This is a genomic window from Duganella sp. CY15W (assembly GCF_009857555.1).
GTDB lineage: Bacteria > Pseudomonadota > Gammaproteobacteria > Burkholderiales > Burkholderiaceae_D > Rugamonas > Rugamonas sacchari.
Genome location: NZ_WWCQ01000003.1, coordinates 600,939 through 615,742 on the forward strand (window position 1 = coordinate 600,939; position 14,804 = coordinate 615,742).

Consider the following 14,804-nt stretch of genomic DNA (forward strand, 5'->3'; position numbering starts at 1 on the left):
TTAAATGTAACACGATGCATAAGTGCTTATGCAATTATTTTTGATTTCATTTGTATAATGGTCACAAATCGAGGGGAACATTTTGTCCAAATCTGACGCTCAAGGGCCGCCCGCCTATCGGGAATTGTCGCCCTGGCGCCTGTGGCGCGAAGGCAGCCGCCGCCAGAAAATCTGCCTGTTTGGCGGCTGGCTGGTCTTGCTCATGCTGTGCGCCGCGCTCGGTGTAGGCATGGTGATCTGGCGCTGGTCCGGCCTGCCGATTGCCTTTGGCGGCGTCACCGTCTACCTCACGATCTACCCGCCGCTGCTGATTTGCCTGCTGCTTACGCTCACGCTGGGCTGGTGGTGGGGCGCGATTCCCGCTTACTGCGCCACCTTCTCGCTGGCCGTTTATGCCGGCATGCCGCTGCCGTGGGCGCTGCTGTTTGCACTGGCCAATCCGCTGGGCTTTGCGATTCTGGTAATCGGCTATCAGGCGATTGCCATGCGGCGCGATCTGCGCGCGCTGAATGCGCTGCTGTTTTATGTGCAGCAGTCGTTTGTCGCTTGCGTGTTCAGTTCCAGCGGGGCGCTGATCTGGAGTTATACCAATCACTTTGAACGCGCGGCCTTGCTGCCGATCTGGCAGGGCTGGTGGCTGGGCGCCTTTTTGCAAAGCGTGTTGATCGTCGGGCCGTTGATGGCGCTGCTGTGGCCACGTGCCGAGCGCTGGCTGTCCGCGCATCCGCAACTCATGCGTGACACGCATACGCGCTCGCGCCAGTCGCTGCTGGGCCTCCTGGCGTCGGTGGCGCTGGGGGTGCTGTTCTATGGCTTCGTCACCATCGGCCTGGCCGAAGGACAGGTGGACAAGGAGGCGATGCGCCAGACCATGTGGATTTTCTACTGGGTGTTTGTGGCGATTGTGCTGTTCATGGCCTTCTTCGGCTACCAGCTGTTTGTACACTGGCAGAAAACCCAGGATCATCTGCTGGCCGAACTGCACCGCGCAAACGCAGAGTTGCAGACGCTGGCGACCACCGATGCGCTGACTGGTTTGCTGAATCGCCGCGCAGCCGACCGGCGCCTGTCGGCAGAGTGGCAGCGCACCCGCCGCACGCGCCGCCATGCGGCCATGGTGCTGCTGGATATCGACCACTTCAAACAGATCAACGACCAGTATGGCCATCCGGCCGGCGATGCTGCCTTGCGCCGCCTGTCAGCGGTGATTCAGTCCGTGATGCGGCAGGTGGACTTTGCCGCGCGCTATGGCGGCGAGGAGTTCCTGATTGTGCTGCCCGACACGGACCAGCAGGGCGCGTTTGCGTTTGCCGAACGTCTGCGCGTGGAGGTGGCCGCATCGCCCGTGGTGCATGAAGAGGATAGCTTCAACATGCAGATCAGCCTGGGCGTGGCGATTGCGCGCGAGGACGAAGCCAGTCATGAGCGCTGGGTCAGCCGCGCCGACCGAGCCTTGTACCGCGCCAAACAGGGTGGCCGCAATCGCACCGCAGTCGATGACGCCGGTGTTGAGAAGCAGGCTTGAGTCGGCTACACTCGTCGGGTCTTTTTATAGAGAGGCCCAAGCAATGCAAACTTCAATTAGATTCATGGCGCTGGTGGTCGGCGCATCGTTTTCCCTGGCCGCGCAGGCGATAAGCTTTGATGATTGGGCCGACAAGGTCGCCAACGCCAAGGTGCGCAGCGATCCTGAGCAGGCCACGCAGAAGCAGTACTTCGACGCCAAAGAGCAGGATGCGCTGGACCGCAAGCTGACGCCGAACACGGTGGTGTTCCGCGCGGCGGAAGTGGCCAGCGCCAAGAAGTCGCTGGTGGAGCTGGACAAAATCAATCAAGCCAAACTGACGCCGCAGCAGCGCGCCAGCGCCGCCACCATCGCCTGGAGTTTGCAGGGCACGGTCGATGCGTATGCCTACCGTGACTATAACTTTGTGTTCAACCAGTTCACCGGCCTGCATGTGCAGATCGTGAATTTCCTGTCGCAGCAGCATCCGATACGCAATCGCCGCGATATCGAAAACTACCTGGTGCGCCTGAAAGCCGTCGCCGGCAAGATGGATACCGGCATCGTGCAGGCGCGCGGCGCCGCAGGCAAGGGCATTCTGATGCCGACCTTTATCACGCAGGCTTCCATCGGCCAGCTGGACCGCTTCCTGGACGGCACGCCGGAAAACAATGTGTTTGTGGCTTCGCTGGTGCAGCGCATGGGCAGCGTGAAGGATGTGCCGGCGGACGACCAGGCCAAATTTGCTGCCGAGGCGACGGCCATCGTCAAGCAATCCATCATTCCGGTGTTCCAGCGTACGCGCACGCTGTTGCAGGAGCAGCTGCCGCGCACGAATAACGATGCGGGCCTGTGGCGCCTGCCGAATGGCGACAAGGCCTATGCGGTGGTGCTGCGCCAGATGACATCGACCGATTACACGCCGCAGCAGATCCACGAGATCGGCCAGCAGGAAGTGGCGCGCATCGAGAAGGAGATGAATGGCCTGCTGGTGTCCATCGGTTATACCGACGGCAGCATCAAGGACCGCATGGCCAAGCTGGAGCAAGACCAGCAGCCGAAAGAAGCGGACCCGCGCCCCCAACTGCTGGCACGCTATGACGAGATCCTGCGCGATGCGGAGGCGCGCGCCAAAGACCTGTTTGACATCGTGCCGAAAGCGCCGGTGGTGGTGAAGCGCGAACCGCTGTTCACCGAGAAGACGGCGGCGGCCCACTACACGGGACCCGCCAAGGATGGCACGCGTCCGGGCATCTTCTGGGCGCCGCTGCCGGGGCCGGATTTCCGCATCGTCGGCATGCGTACGCTGGTGTATCACGAAGGCGTGCCGGGCCACCACTTCCAGGTCGCGCTGCAGCAGGAAAATACTGGCCTGCCGCGCTATCGCCGCGACCGCGTGTTTGGCGTCGGCTCCGCGTATGGCGAAGGCTGGGCGCTGTATGCCGAGCAGCTGGCAGCGGAGAATGGCTGGTACGGCAATGACGTCGTCGGCCGTCTGGGGCAGCTGGATGCGGAACTGTTCCGCGCACGCCGCCTGGTGGTGGACACCGGCCTGCACGCGATGAAGTGGACGCGCCAGCAAGGCATCGACTACGGCATTCCACCGGCGGAAGTGGACCGTTATGTGGTGATGCCTGGCCAGGCCTGTGCCTACAAGATCGGCATGATGCGCATTCTGGAGCTGCGTGCCAAAGCGCAGAAAGCGCTGGGCGACAAGTTCAACATCAAGGCCTTCCACAACACCGTCCTGGAAACCGGCAACGTCCCGCTGTCCGTGCTGGAAAAAGTCGTGGACGAGTGGATCGCTATGCAGAAGGGCTGATACGGCAGCGCTGCCCCGTCTGGCGAAACTGTCAGGCGGGGCGTCGCTGGCCTTGCCTATGCCGTTGGCCGGGAATTCCCGGCTGAGAAAGTTTGACCTCTTTTAATGCCGGGCCAGTTCGGCGATGACGTGTTTCAGCGGCGTTGTTCCTGCGCGTTCTACCGCGCGGGGATCGCTCTTGATGTCGATGTGCGCAGAGTTGAGGCTGCGGGTCATTTCGATGAAACCGGCCAGTGCGGCTGCTGAGAAACCGGCACCGGCCAGCGCCTGGGGCCAGGCTGCTTCCGGTACGACTGCCACGTCTACCGGTTTCCCGAGCGTGGCGGCAATGATGGCGGCGACATCGTCCGGCGCATAGTCTTCCGGCCCCGAGAGCGTGACGATGCTGGTATTCGTGCTTTCTTCTTGCAGCAAGGCCGCCGCAATGCTGCCCACATCCGCTGTCGCCACCATCGCCAGACGGCGTTGTGACGGCGCCAGGAACGTCGGCAACGTGCCGCTGCCAATGGCCGCGCCCACCAGCGGCGTCCAGTTCTCCATGAAATAAGCCGCGCGCAGGAAGACCGTGGGAATACCCGTATCGCCCAAACGCTGTTCGAACATGCGGTTCATCCCGATCCAGCCCGTTCCGCTTGCGTGGTCGGCGCCGATCGAGGATAGCGCCACCAGCCGGGGTATCTGCGCTGCCAGCGCGGCGCGTGCGGTGGTATCGGCAATCAGGCCGGCCAGCGCGAACAGGTCTTCGCGCTGATAGTGCTGCGGGCTGACGACGTAAGCGCCCCGGGCCTGGCTGAGCGCACTGGTCAGCGCGGCCAGGTCTGTCAGGTCGGCCACGGCGACCTGGGCGCCGCGTTCAGCCCAAGGCTGGCCCTTGGCGGGATCGCGCACCACGACACGCACAGGATGGCCGGCGCGTAACAGCGCATCGGCGGCAGAGGCGCCGGTGCGGCCGGTCACGCCGAAGACGACGTAGGGAAGGGAAGCAGTCATATAAAAATCTCCTATTCAGATGAAACTGAATGGTGCATGATTGTCGGATATACACCAATGGCATGAAAGTCATAGTCAACATGCACCCAGTGGATTTATCTAACCTCGACCTCAATCTGTTGAAACTGTTTGAGGCCCTGGTTCGGGAACGCAGCGTCACCCAGGCGGGGTTGCGCCTGGGCCTGAGCCAGCCGGCCGCCAGCCGCGCATTGGGGCGGTTGCGCGCGATGCTGGGAGATCGCCTGCTGGTTCGCGGCAAGCTTGGTCTGGAACTGACGCCGCGCGGCGAGATGCTGGCCGGGCCGGTGACCAGATTGCTGGAGGATGTACGCGGCATCGTTTCGCCGGCGGTGTTCGATCCCGCCGCGGCAACGGGGCGTTTCACGATTGCCGCGCATGACCACCTGAGCCTGACGGTGCTTGCCGGTTTGATCGCCCGCTTCGAGCACCAGGCGCCGGCGCTGAGCCTTCATATCGCGCAACCTGCCGGCGACAATGTGCGGCTGATCGAGCAGGGCGGCGCAGACCTGGCGCTGGGGATTTTCAACACCCTGCCCGGCAGCCTCCATCGCCGTGGCTTATACGACGATGACCTGGTCTGTGTGGTCAGGTCCGGCCATGCCTGTGTGGCGGGCGGACTGGGGCTGGAGCGTTATGTGGGCTTGCGTCATGTCGCCGTGACCATTTCCGGCGTCGGCGAGAGTGCGGTCGATGTCGCGCTGTCGGCGCAGGGACGCACGCGCCATGTCGCTGTGCGCGTGCCGCACTTCCTTGCGGCGGCGATGCTGGTGGCGGACAGTGACATGATCCTCACCTTGCCAGGCCGCCTGGCGCGGCTGCTTGCGCAGCAGCTTCCGCTTGCATTGCTGGAGGTGCCGCTACAGCTTGCGCCCCTGTCGCCGGCGATGATCTGGCACGAACGCGTCCACCGGGACCCGGCCCATGTGTGGGTACGGCAACAACTGGTTGATGTCGTCGCGTCATTCAACCATGTCAGCTAGAGAGACACCATGAGATTACGAACCCCGTCACTACTCTTCATTGCCATGCTGTGCTGGTATGCCGTGAACGCTACCGCTGGCAGTACCGAAGAAGCCCGGCTGGCACAGGGCACCGGCAAGCCAGCAGGAAAGAACTGCGAACTGTTGATGCCGCCAGCCGGTGCGGGGGAGGAAAGCGGACATGGCTATCTGGTGCAGGTCTGGCCACGGGCAAAAGACATTGATGCACACTACTCCGGTTGCCAGGCCGTGTTCTGGACTACTGCCAGCCAGCCGCCGCGGCTTGCCTGGCTGGTGGAGGTGCTCAACGGCGACCCGCTACGCCGCTGGTCTGCTGATCCGGCCCTGCGGGATATTTCTCAATGCGTCTATGCGCGTGGCGTGTTGATGAAGGGCTCGCCTGATCTCTGTCCAGTTCCGCCCGAACTGCTCATGCCGTCACAAGCAGCCGGGTGCGTCACTGCTCCCAATCCGGCTGCGCATTGCGATTATGATGTGGAATATTGAGCGGGCCTGGCACGATTGCCGGCGTTTGCCAACAACGAAACCTTGAAACGACACATGACCATGACAGAAATCGTGACGTATCGGCAGGCCAATGCTGACGACATCCCTGCAATGTCCACAATCCGGCTTGCCGTCCGCGAGAATGTGCTGTCCAACCCCGCCAGGATAACGCGGCAAATGTACCTGGATTATCTTGATGCTCTCGGCCGAGGCTGGGTTGCTGAGATCGGTGGTGAGATCGTCGGTTTTTCGTACGCGGATAAAACAGACTCGTCGATCTGGGCGCTGTTTATATCGCCAGACCACGAAGGCAAAGGACTGGCAAAACAATTGCTGAACCTGGCAACGCGCTGGCTCTTCGATCAGGGCAACAGCTGCATCCGCCTGAGTACCGGAACAGGAACCCGGGCTGACCAGTTCTACGCCTTGCAGGGATGGGCGAGGGAACGGGTTGAGGGTAACGATGCCTTTTACGTGCTGGTCGCCTGACGACCGGACCAGTGGCTGCATCGCCTTTCCAGACATGCTGATTGGAGCTTACTTCCCATGCAAACATTGACGAATCGTCTCCGCTACCTGCGCAGCCGCGAGGCCTTGGCCGCAGTGGCTCTGCCAGCAGTTATTGTATGGAAGTGGTGGGGCGAAGGTGGCGAGATTGCCTGGGGAATGCGCGCCGCAGCGCTGAGCTTGCTGGTGTATATCCTCGTACAAGGGACGCTGTATTGGCATCTCAAGCTGCGGTCGATTACGGGGCAGGCAGCGCTGCCTGCGTATTTTTCTCAGGTCTTCCGCAGTTTTAAATGGTCCAACCTCATGCTCGCCGGCGGTCTGCTGGTGCTCCTGTTTTTGCCGGAGTGGCCGCCGCTGTCGGACACTGATTTGCGATGGACCGTCGGCCTGTTGCTAGGCGCCTTGCTGGAACAGATTAACTACTACCATTACCAACTGATGTATGACACACGGGCGGCGTTCGATCATTTACGGCGTCATGGCCGGCTGCGCAAAGCCGCCCTTGGCATCGATATGGCCAGGGCTCGCCTGACACGCATCGCGGACGGTTGCGAGAGGTGATGACGCCTATTTCAGCAGGCCGGCCAGTTCGACGGCGGTTTTGACCTGCATCTTGTCGAAGATGTGGGCGCGATGGACTTCCACCGTCCGCATGCTGATGCCGAGCTGGTCGGCGACGACCTTGTTCATTTTGCCGGCCAGGATCAGATCCAGCACTTCACGCTCGCGCACCGACAGCGTTGCCAGGCGCGCGTGGACGGCGGCGCTCTCGCTGGCTCGGCGCGAGTTGGCCAGCGCTTCCTGCACGCGGTCCATGAGCTGGTTGTCGTTGAAGGGTTTCTCGAAGAAGTCGAAGGCGCCGCGTTTCAGCGTATCCACTGCCATCGGCACATCGCCATGGCCGGTCAGGAAGATGACAGGCATGCGCTGCACCAGGCCGCGCGTGAGTAGCTGGTCGAACACGGCAACGCCGTTCATGTCGGGCATGCGCACGTCAAGCAGCACGCAGTCGCCGTTGACGTCGAACTCACTGCCGATCTGCGCCAGAAACTGTAAGCCCGATTCATAGGCGCGTGCCGGGATTGCCCGCGACGTGGCCAGCCAGCTCAGCGCGTCGCGTACGACCGCTTCATCATCGACAATATGCAGCATTCTTTTATGTCTCCTGTTCCGTTACCGCCAGCACGGCTGGCAGCACGAACGTAAATATGGTCCCGCCCTGCGGGTTGGCGCGGAAGGACAGTGCGCCGCCGTGGAATTCTATCGCAGTCCGGCAGATATTGAGTCCCATGCCCATGCCTTCGGCCTTGGTGGAGAAGAACGGCGAGAACAGGCGCTGCGCCACTTCTTCCGGAATCCCGTGGCCCTGGTCGATCACCGCCACGCTGACTTGGCCGCTGTCCTTGTCATATTCCGCCACCACGCGCAGTACGCGCTGCGCTGGCGGCACGTGCTGCATGGCTTCGATGGCGTTGCGGGTCAGGTTGAGCAGCACCTGCTCGATCATCACCCGGTCCGCGCGCACGGGCGGCAGATCGTCCGACAGCTCCGTACGGAACGCAACGTAGCTCTGGCGGGCCTGCAGCTCGATCAGTGCGCGTATGCCGTCCAGCAGCGAGGGGATGGCGACTTCCTGCCGCAGCGGTTCGCGCTTCTTCACAAATTCGTGCACGCTGCGGATGATCTGGCCCGCGCGCTGCGCCTGGGCGCTGGCCTGTTCCAGCGCCGGTTTCAGGATCGTGCAATCCACCTCGCCGCCACGGTCCAGTACATTCAGCGCGCCGGTGGTGTAGCTGGAAATCGCGGCCAGTGGCTGATTAAGCTCGTGCGCCAGCATCGAGGCGATTTCGCCCATTGTGGCCAGGCGTGCCGACGCCTGCAGCTTTTCCTGCTGCTGGCGGTTCAGTTCTTCAATGCGCTTGCGGTCGGAAATGTCGAGGATGGAGCCCATCCATCCGGTCTGCTTGCCGTGGTTGTCCACCAGCGGCGCTTCAAACACCAGTACCGGTACGCGCTCGCCGTTGGGGCGCTGGAAGATGGTTTCAAACTGCGGCGTCACCTTGCCCGCCAGGACAGACGCAAAGCGCGCTTCATATTCCGTCATCGCCTCCGGCGCCCAGTAGGGCATGGGCGGCAGCTTGCCGACGATTTCCTCGGCCGGATAGCCGACGATCTGGCAGAACGCCGGATTCACATAGGTGATGCGGCCTTCCAGGTCGCGCGCGCGCAGGCCGGTGACCAGCGAGTTTTCCATCGCCGTGCGGAACGACATCTGCTGGCGCAGCGCGCCTTCTGCGGCCAGGCGCCGCGAGATATGGCCCCACAGGGCCAGCAGGCTCCATAACAATCCCAGCGACAGCACGATCACCGAACCGACCAGCAGGTTGGGCAGCAGCTGCGGCTCGCTCTTGACGCTGTCCGTCACCAGCGTGACCGAGGCGCCCGGCAGATCCAGCGCGCGCTTGTGCGTATAGACGCCATGGCCCGGGCCGGCGGCCGCGCGGCGTGCCAGCACTTTATCGTCGCGGTCCACCAGCGAGACCTGGTTGTCCTGCGCGAACCACCACGGCACCATTTCATCGAGCAGCGCCGAGGTCTGATAGGTGGCCACCAGCGAGCCCAGATACTCGTCGCCCCGGAACAGCGGTACGTGATAGTCCATCAGCACGGCCGCTGGCGCCGCCGACTGGTTTGGCGTCTGCGCTTCCGGCTGGGTGTACATGGGCCGGCGGGTTTTGCGCGTGATGTCGGCGGTGGCTTTGGAGGACGGCGATAGTTCGACCGGCGTCGCCAGCGGATCGCTGCTGCCGGCCAGCTGGCCGTCCGGCCTGAGCCACACCACGCGCAGCAGTTCATGGCCGTTTTTGAGCAGGCGCGCCATGCGCTCATGCAGCAGGGCGGGCGACAAATGGCCGGTGCTGATTTCCACGCCCAGGCTGCGCAGGCTCTCCTCGTCACGTCCCAGCTGGAAGCGGATGGTTTGCTCGACCCACAGGGTATCGGCAATCAGCTGCTCCTGGCGCTCGTTGCTCTCCATCTGGCGTGCCTGCCAGGGCAGCCAGATCAGGATGGCCAGGAAAAACAACACCAGCACGATGGGCAGCAGCCAGCGCAGCGAGGTGCTGGGGTAGGGACGGCGACGTGAAACAGGCGCGGTAGAATGGGCAGAGGTCATGGGCGGTCAGCGTAGCGCGTCAGGATGATGCAGCCATTGTGGTTATCCACACTTGTCAGTGTTGCGGCAATTCATAAGAATCGTTCACAATAGAACAATAGTGTAACTTTAAACCCGTCAGGAGACTTCATGAAACTGAAATCCGTTCTGCTCGTCCTGAGCGCCGCCTTGAGCTTCAATGCGTACGCTCAAGCGCCTATCGTCATCAAATTCAGCCACGTGGTGGCAACCGACACGCCAAAAGGCCAGGCCGCAGAGCGTTTCAAACAGCTGGCCGAAAAGGCAACCAATGGCCGCGTGAAGGTCGAGGTGTATCCGAACAGCCAGCTGTACAAGGACAAGGAAGAACTGGAAGCGCTGCAACTGGGCGCGGTACAGATGCTGGCGCCATCGCTGGCCAAATTCGGCCCGCTGGGCGTGAAAGAGTTTGAAGCGTTCGACCTGCCTTACATCTTCCCGTCGAAGACCGCGCTGTATAACGTGACCGAAGGCGAAATCGGCAAGTCGCTGCTGAAAAAGCTGGAACCAAAAGGCATTACCGGCCTGGCGTTCTGGGATAACGGCTTCAAGGTGATGTCGGCCAACAAGCCGCTGCGTGCACCAGCCGATTTCAAAGGCCTGAAAATGCGTATCCAGTCGTCCAAAGTGCTGGACGCGCAGATGCGTGCACTGGGCGCCAACCCGCAGGTGCTGGCCTTCTCCGAGGTGTACCAGGCGCTGCAGACCGGCGTGGTGGACGGCACCGAGAATCCGCCATCGAATATGTACACCCAGAAGATGCATGAAGTGCAGAAGTATGTGACGGTGTCCAATCACGGCTATCTGGGCTATGCGGTGATCGTCAACAAGAAGTTCTGGGACGGCCTGCCGGCCGATATCCGCGTGGCGCTGGACAAGGCCATGAAAGAGGCAACTACCTTCGAGAAAGCCATCGCCCAGCGTGACAATGATATGGCGCTGGATGCGATCAAAAAAGCCGGCAAGACCGAAATCTACACGCTCAGCGTGAAAGAGCAGGCGGACTGGCGCAAGGCCCTGCTGCCGGTGCAGCAGCAGATGGAAAGCCGTATCGGCAAGGACCTGATTTCGGCGATCAACAAGGAAGCCGCCAAGTAAGCCAGGCTGCGGTACGCCAGGTTCTGCCTGGCGTATTATTTATTTTATAAGTGCTAATATTGCAACTCCATCTCAACCCGAAGGAGTTGCAGTATGCGGAAAATTTCCTCCGTCCTGGCCGTCGCGCTGGGACTCGTCTTCTCTCAGGCTGCCAGTGCGCAGTCCACTTCCTGCAGTGTCAATTGTTTCAGCAAACGCTGGGTGTATGTGCCCGTCAATTTGAGCGGCAAGGCGCTGACCGACAATCCAGACTACGTCAAAGTGCTCAAGGTGATCGAGGCTGCCAAGCTGAATGGCTATAACGGCATTGCGCTCGATTCCGGCGGCAGCGGCATCTTTGCCACCATGCTTACCAGCGCCGGGCCGTATCCCAACTTCTACACCAACTACCAGTCGGTGGTGCAAAAGGCGCAGGAAGCCGGCATTGAGCTGATCCCGGTGGGCGGCGGTCCGGAAGTGCCGGCCTTCCTCGACCCGTCGCAGATTGAGGCTTTGCCGGTACAGGATCTGCCGTTTGTGGCGAATGGCGGCGCGGCCAAAGCGGTGGGCACGTCGATCGTGACCGATAGCAGCTTCGAAAACCACGATGTCCTGTGGGGCAGGGATACCGCTTCTGTCGATTACGACAACACGGTGGCACACAGCGGCTTGAACTCGATGAAGTTCGTTGAGAATGCAACCTCCAGCGGTAACAATCTGGCGCGGCTGATGCGCCGCTTTGACGGCTTGCGGCCGCATACGTCGTACCGCATGTCGTTCTGGGTTAAAACGGATAACTATAGTTCGCCGCTGCGCATCCAGATTTATGATCCGCTGGTGAAATCGCCCATTTACGTCAACCGTACTGCCGGCGCGGGTTTCGGCTGGGGCACGGCCGCCAACGGCAACTGGAATGACAACCCCAACCTGATCGCCAAAACGCAGGACTGGACGCGCTACGATCTTGATTTCAACACGGCGAATTACTCGACAGTGCGGTTGTATATGGGAACGTGGGCCAATGGCACCGCAGGCGGTAAAGCGTGGATTGATGATCTGGACATCCGCGAAATCGGCCTGGCCCACACCATCCGCCGCGCTTCACTGCCGGTGAAGGTGACGTCGGCGGATGGCAATACGGTCTACACCGAAAACGCCGACTATGTGATCAAGCCCGAAGCGCTGGGTATTCCTGGTGGCAGCCGCATCCAGCCGAATCAGCAGCTCAAGGTATCGTACTACCAGTCCGCCATGAACCTGACGGCGCGCTATGGCACGGCTGCGACGTCGTGCGGCAGCTACTTCTTCGATCAGCAGAAAGCCTTGTTTGACAAGATCAGCGCCTTATTCAAGCGGCCAACGAAATACTTCCTGTATTACGACGAGATGCGGGTGCTGAACTGGGATCCCGCGTGCGCGCAGCAGACGGCTGGCGCCTACTTGTCCAACCAGATCTACACGCTGCAGAACACCTTGACCAGCGCCTATCCGAATCTGGAACTGTACATCTGGCACGATATGTTTGACCCCAACGGCAACGCCACCAACCCGTACTACGCCGTCAATGGGGATCTCGCCGGTTCGTGGGAAGGCTTGAAGCCATCGACTGTCATCATGAACTGGACCGACACCACGGTAGCCGGGCGCACGACGTCGTTGAAGTTCTTTAGCGATAAGGCCTTCAAGCAGATGATCGCGGTCTACTACGACGATCCTTCGCTGAACAAAGTAGATGAGTGGCTAAAGGCGCTGGACGATGCGCAGACGCAGAACGTTAGCGGTGTGGACGGTTTCATGTACACCACGTGGACCGGCAACTATGACGACCTGGCCAAGGTGGCCAATAAAATCAAGGCGCGCGCACCGGGGCGCTGGCCCCAATAAACCAACCCCGCCAGGCGGCGGGGTTGGTCTGGATTACATCAAGCCCATCGCTTTGGGCAGCCACAGCGACAGCCCTGGCCAGTAGGTCACGATCACCAGGAACACCAGCATCGTCAGCAGCCATGGCATCACCGCCACGGTCAGCTCGGAGATGCTCATTTTCGAGATGCCGCTGGCGACATACAGGTTCAGGCCCACCGGCGGGTGGCACAGGCCCACTTCCATGTTCGCATCGATCATGATGCCGAAGTGGACGGCGTCGATGCCCAGGCGGATTGCCGCCGGGTGCAGGATCGGCGCCATCACCAGGATGATGGACGACGGCTCCATCACGTTACCGGCCAACAGCAGCAGGATGTTGGTGAAGAACAGGAAGCCGGCCTGGCCCAGATCCTTGTTCAGGATCCAGTCCGCCATCGCCTGCGGGATGTTTTCGTGCGCCATCAGGAACGAGAACAGCACGGCATTGGTGATGATGTACAGCAGCATGGCCGACAGCGCCGCCGATTTCTTCAGCACTTCCGGCGTTTTCGACAGCGGCATGTCGCGGTAGACGAACACCGAAATCACGAACGCGTAGACGGCGCTCATGGCCGCCGCTTCGGTCGGGGTGAAGATGCCTTTGGTGATACCGCCAATGATAATCACCACCAGCATCAGGCCCCACACGCTCTTGCGGAACGCGGTCCAGCGCTGCGTCCAGCTGGCCTTGTGCATGCGTGGGTAGCCATTTTTCTTGGCCAGCACCCAGGTGGTGCCGCACAACATCACGGTCAGCAGAATGCCCGGGAACAGGCCGGCCAGGAACAGCGCGCCGATCGAGGTGTTGGTGGAAATCGCGTAAATCACTTTCGGGATCGATGGCAGCATCAGGATGCCCAGCGAGCCGGCGGTAATAATCACGCCCGCACCAAAGTGCTTGGGATAGCCCTGCTTGATCATGGCGGGCAGGATGATGGAGCCAATCGCCACCACGGTTGCCACCGACGAGCCGCACACCAGCGCAAACATGGCGCAGGCAATGATGCCGGCCAGTGCCAGGCCGCCGTGCCAGTGGCCGATCAGGCTGGTGGCAAAGGCGATCATGCGTTTGGCGACGCCGCCGTGGGTCAGGAAGTTACCGGCCAGGATGAACAGCGGAATGGCCATGATCTCGAACTTCTCGATGCCGGTGAACAGCTTGAGCGCCACCGCCTCGATCGGCACTTCGGTCAGCAGGTACATGAACATCAGCACCGTCAGGCCGAGCGCGATGGAGACGGGAATACCGGTCAGCATCAGCAGGATCAGCAGCGCAAACACGATGCCGACCTTGCCGCCCATGATGCACACGCCGAGCAGGATGCCGGCCAGGATGGCCAGGATGGTGCCGGCTTTCTTTTTGGTCCAGGGCTGGACGCCCTGCATGGCTGCGGCGCCGCTCATCGTGCACCTCCGTGGGCTGGCTGGGACGGGGCGGCGGCGAACAATTCGTCATGGTCGTCGTCGCTCAGGCCGTCGACGTGGGATTCGTCATGGCGCGGCAGTTCGCCGTGGCGCAGGAAGGTCCAGCTGACCTGCATGAAGCGGAAGCACATCAGGTAGGAGGCCCAGGGCACGGCGGAGTACACCAGCCAGGTTGGCCATTCGAGGTCGGGCGTGGTCGGGCCTTCCGGCACGTCGCTGGTGTCGCGGCCGAGCAGGGTGTAGACCGCGTGGTGCATGCCGTTTTCCCAGACGAAGGTCAGGCCCAGCGTGCCGATGATGCCGGTGAACAGCATGCCGCAGACCAGGGCCAGCAGCACGGTGAAGCGGCGCCATTCGGGCGGCATGCGGTTGACCAGCACGTCGACGCCGACGTGGACGCCTTTGCGCACGCCGTAGGCCGCGCCGAACTTGGCCATCCAGACGAACATGATGATGGCCAGTTCCTGCGCCCATTCAAAGTGCAGCGACAGCAGGAAGTCCTGCACGCCAGGTATCGGCATGCCGGTGCCGTAGCGGTGGACGACGGAAAGGAAAATGATGAGAGTGGCTCCTCCCATCAGGAAGGTGATGATCCACTCTTCCAGATGATCGAGTATTTTGATGAACATATCGTGTCTCTAGGTTTTTATTGGCGCTGGGAAAATCCAGCATGGTAATAAATTATCTGCGAGTTGGAAATGTGGCAATGAGGGGTACTACTAAGGTGCGAGCACGGGCATACCACAACTTTTTTCATTTGCGTCGATTTGTTTATATCTAAAATACTCAGCTGTGGCCGACTTAAAAAAGTTGAGAAAAAGCTTAAGGGATACGTTATGATGGCGTCGCTCTTGGGGATACGTGCATAAC

At 61.2% G+C, this 14,804-nt stretch carries 13 protein-coding genes; 8 read left to right on the top strand and 5 right to left on the bottom strand.

The annotated features are described in order from the left end of the window. The first annotated feature begins 82 nt into the window (after positions 1–82). Positions 83–1,525, top strand: coding sequence for a diguanylate cyclase (locus GTP58_RS17740; RefSeq protein ID WP_229215623.1), 1,443 nt, complete (start codon positions 83–85; stop codon positions 1,523–1,525). 43 nt (positions 1,526–1,568) lie between these two features. Then, entirely contained in the window at positions 1,569–3,326 is a 1,758-nt protein-coding gene (locus tag GTP58_RS17745; RefSeq protein WP_161078567.1) for a DUF885 family protein, read from the top strand. Between the two features lie 102 nt (positions 3,327–3,428). On the opposite strand, the gene GTP58_RS17750 is transcribed toward GTP58_RS17745, so the two are convergent. Then, positions 3,429–4,316 (bottom strand): NmrA family NAD(P)-binding protein, encoded by an 888-nt coding sequence (locus GTP58_RS17750; RefSeq protein ID WP_161078568.1) that lies wholly within the window; start codon positions 4,314–4,316, stop codon positions 3,429–3,431. Positions 4,317–4,378: 62 nt separating this feature from the next. Here GTP58_RS17750 and GTP58_RS17755 point away from each other — a divergent pair, with 62 nt between their 5' ends. From GTP58_RS17755 to GTP58_RS17770, 4 genes are read left to right on the top strand one after another with little or no spacing between them, the layout of a single operon-like run. Next, a complete protein-coding gene (locus tag GTP58_RS17755; RefSeq protein ID WP_229215624.1) occupies positions 4,379–5,317 on the top strand; it encodes a LysR family transcriptional regulator in 939 nt (312 codons plus the stop codon). Between the two features lie 9 nt (positions 5,318–5,326). After that, complete coding sequence (locus tag GTP58_RS17760) at positions 5,327–5,824, top strand: hypothetical protein (protein WP_161078570.1); 498 nt, start codon at positions 5,327–5,329, stop codon at positions 5,822–5,824. Positions 5,825–5,878: 54 nt separating this feature from the next. Further along, the gene (locus GTP58_RS17765) at positions 5,879–6,313 is read left to right on the top strand and encodes a GNAT family N-acetyltransferase (protein WP_161078571.1); all 435 of its coding nucleotides are present in this window, start codon (positions 5,879–5,881) and stop codon (positions 6,311–6,313) included. A 57-nt stretch (positions 6,314–6,370) separates the two neighbouring features. Beyond that, positions 6,371–6,895, top strand: coding sequence for a hypothetical protein (locus tag GTP58_RS17770; RefSeq protein WP_161078572.1), 525 nt, complete (start codon positions 6,371–6,373; stop codon positions 6,893–6,895). Positions 6,896–6,901: 6 nt separating this feature from the next. Here the strand turns inward: GTP58_RS17770 and GTP58_RS17775 are convergent, their stop codons facing one another. Together GTP58_RS17775 and GTP58_RS17780 are read right to left on the bottom strand one after the other, a co-directional pair. Beyond that, positions 6,902–7,486: a response regulator transcription factor gene (locus GTP58_RS17775; protein WP_072788672.1), complete on the bottom strand. Its 585-nt coding sequence runs from the start codon at positions 7,484–7,486 to the stop codon at positions 6,902–6,904. A gap of 4 nt (positions 7,487–7,490) precedes the next feature. Then, positions 7,491–9,509, bottom strand: coding sequence for a nitrogen regulation protein NR(II) (locus GTP58_RS17780; RefSeq protein ID WP_161078573.1), 2,019 nt, complete (start codon positions 9,507–9,509; stop codon positions 7,491–7,493). A gap of 129 nt (positions 9,510–9,638) precedes the next feature. Between GTP58_RS17780 and GTP58_RS17785 the strand changes: the two genes are divergently transcribed. Together GTP58_RS17785 and GTP58_RS17790 are read left to right on the top strand one after the other, a co-directional pair. Next, positions 9,639–10,625, top strand: a complete 987-nt coding sequence (locus tag GTP58_RS17785; RefSeq protein ID WP_161078574.1) for a TRAP transporter substrate-binding protein — start codon at positions 9,639–9,641, stop codon at positions 10,623–10,625. Positions 10,626–10,718: 93 nt separating this feature from the next. Continuing rightward, entirely contained in the window at positions 10,719–12,488 is a 1,770-nt protein-coding gene (locus GTP58_RS17790) for a hypothetical protein (RefSeq protein WP_161078575.1), read from the top strand. 33 nt (positions 12,489–12,521) lie between these two features. Here GTP58_RS17790 and GTP58_RS17795 read toward each other — a convergent pair whose 3' ends face one another. Both GTP58_RS17795 and GTP58_RS17800 read right to left on the bottom strand, forming a co-directional pair. Beyond that, entirely contained in the window at positions 12,522–13,811 is a 1,290-nt protein-coding gene (locus tag GTP58_RS17795; protein ID WP_072788889.1) for a TRAP transporter large permease, read from the bottom strand. 98 nt (positions 13,812–13,909) lie between these two features. Further along, positions 13,910–14,557: a TRAP transporter small permease gene (locus tag GTP58_RS17800; RefSeq protein ID WP_208861931.1), complete on the bottom strand. Its 648-nt coding sequence runs from the start codon at positions 14,555–14,557 to the stop codon at positions 13,910–13,912. Positions 14,558–14,804 lie beyond the last annotated feature (247 nt).

Coding starts and splice junctions, on each gene's coding strand:
- GTP58_RS17795 (WP_072788889.1), bottom strand. CDS start 13,811: ATGGGCGGCAAGGTCGGCATCGTGTTTGCGCTGCTGATCCTGCTGATG.
- GTP58_RS17770 (WP_161078572.1), top strand. CDS start 6,371: ATGCAAACATTGACGAATCGTCTCCGCTACCTGCGCAGCCGCGAGGCC.
- GTP58_RS17765 (WP_161078571.1), top strand. CDS start 5,879: ATGACCATGACAGAAATCGTGACGTATCGGCAGGCCAATGCTGACGAC.
- GTP58_RS17760 (WP_161078570.1), top strand. CDS start 5,327: ATGAGATTACGAACCCCGTCACTACTCTTCATTGCCATGCTGTGCTGG.
- GTP58_RS17745 (WP_161078567.1), top strand. CDS start 1,569: ATGCAAACTTCAATTAGATTCATGGCGCTGGTGGTCGGCGCATCGTTT.
- GTP58_RS17790 (WP_161078575.1), top strand. CDS start 10,719: ATGCGGAAAATTTCCTCCGTCCTGGCCGTCGCGCTGGGACTCGTCTTC.
- GTP58_RS17755 (WP_229215624.1), top strand. CDS start 4,379: ATGAAAGTCATAGTCAACATGCACCCAGTGGATTTATCTAACCTCGAC.
- GTP58_RS17780 (WP_161078573.1), bottom strand. CDS start 9,509: ATGACCTCTGCCCATTCTACCGCGCCTGTTTCACGTCGCCGTCCCTAC.
- GTP58_RS17785 (WP_161078574.1), top strand. CDS start 9,639: ATGAAACTGAAATCCGTTCTGCTCGTCCTGAGCGCCGCCTTGAGCTTC.
- GTP58_RS17750 (WP_161078568.1), bottom strand. CDS start 4,316: ATGACTGCTTCCCTTCCCTACGTCGTCTTCGGCGTGACCGGCCGCACC.
- GTP58_RS17775 (WP_072788672.1), bottom strand. CDS start 7,486: ATGCTGCATATTGTCGATGATGAAGCGGTCGTACGCGACGCGCTGAGC.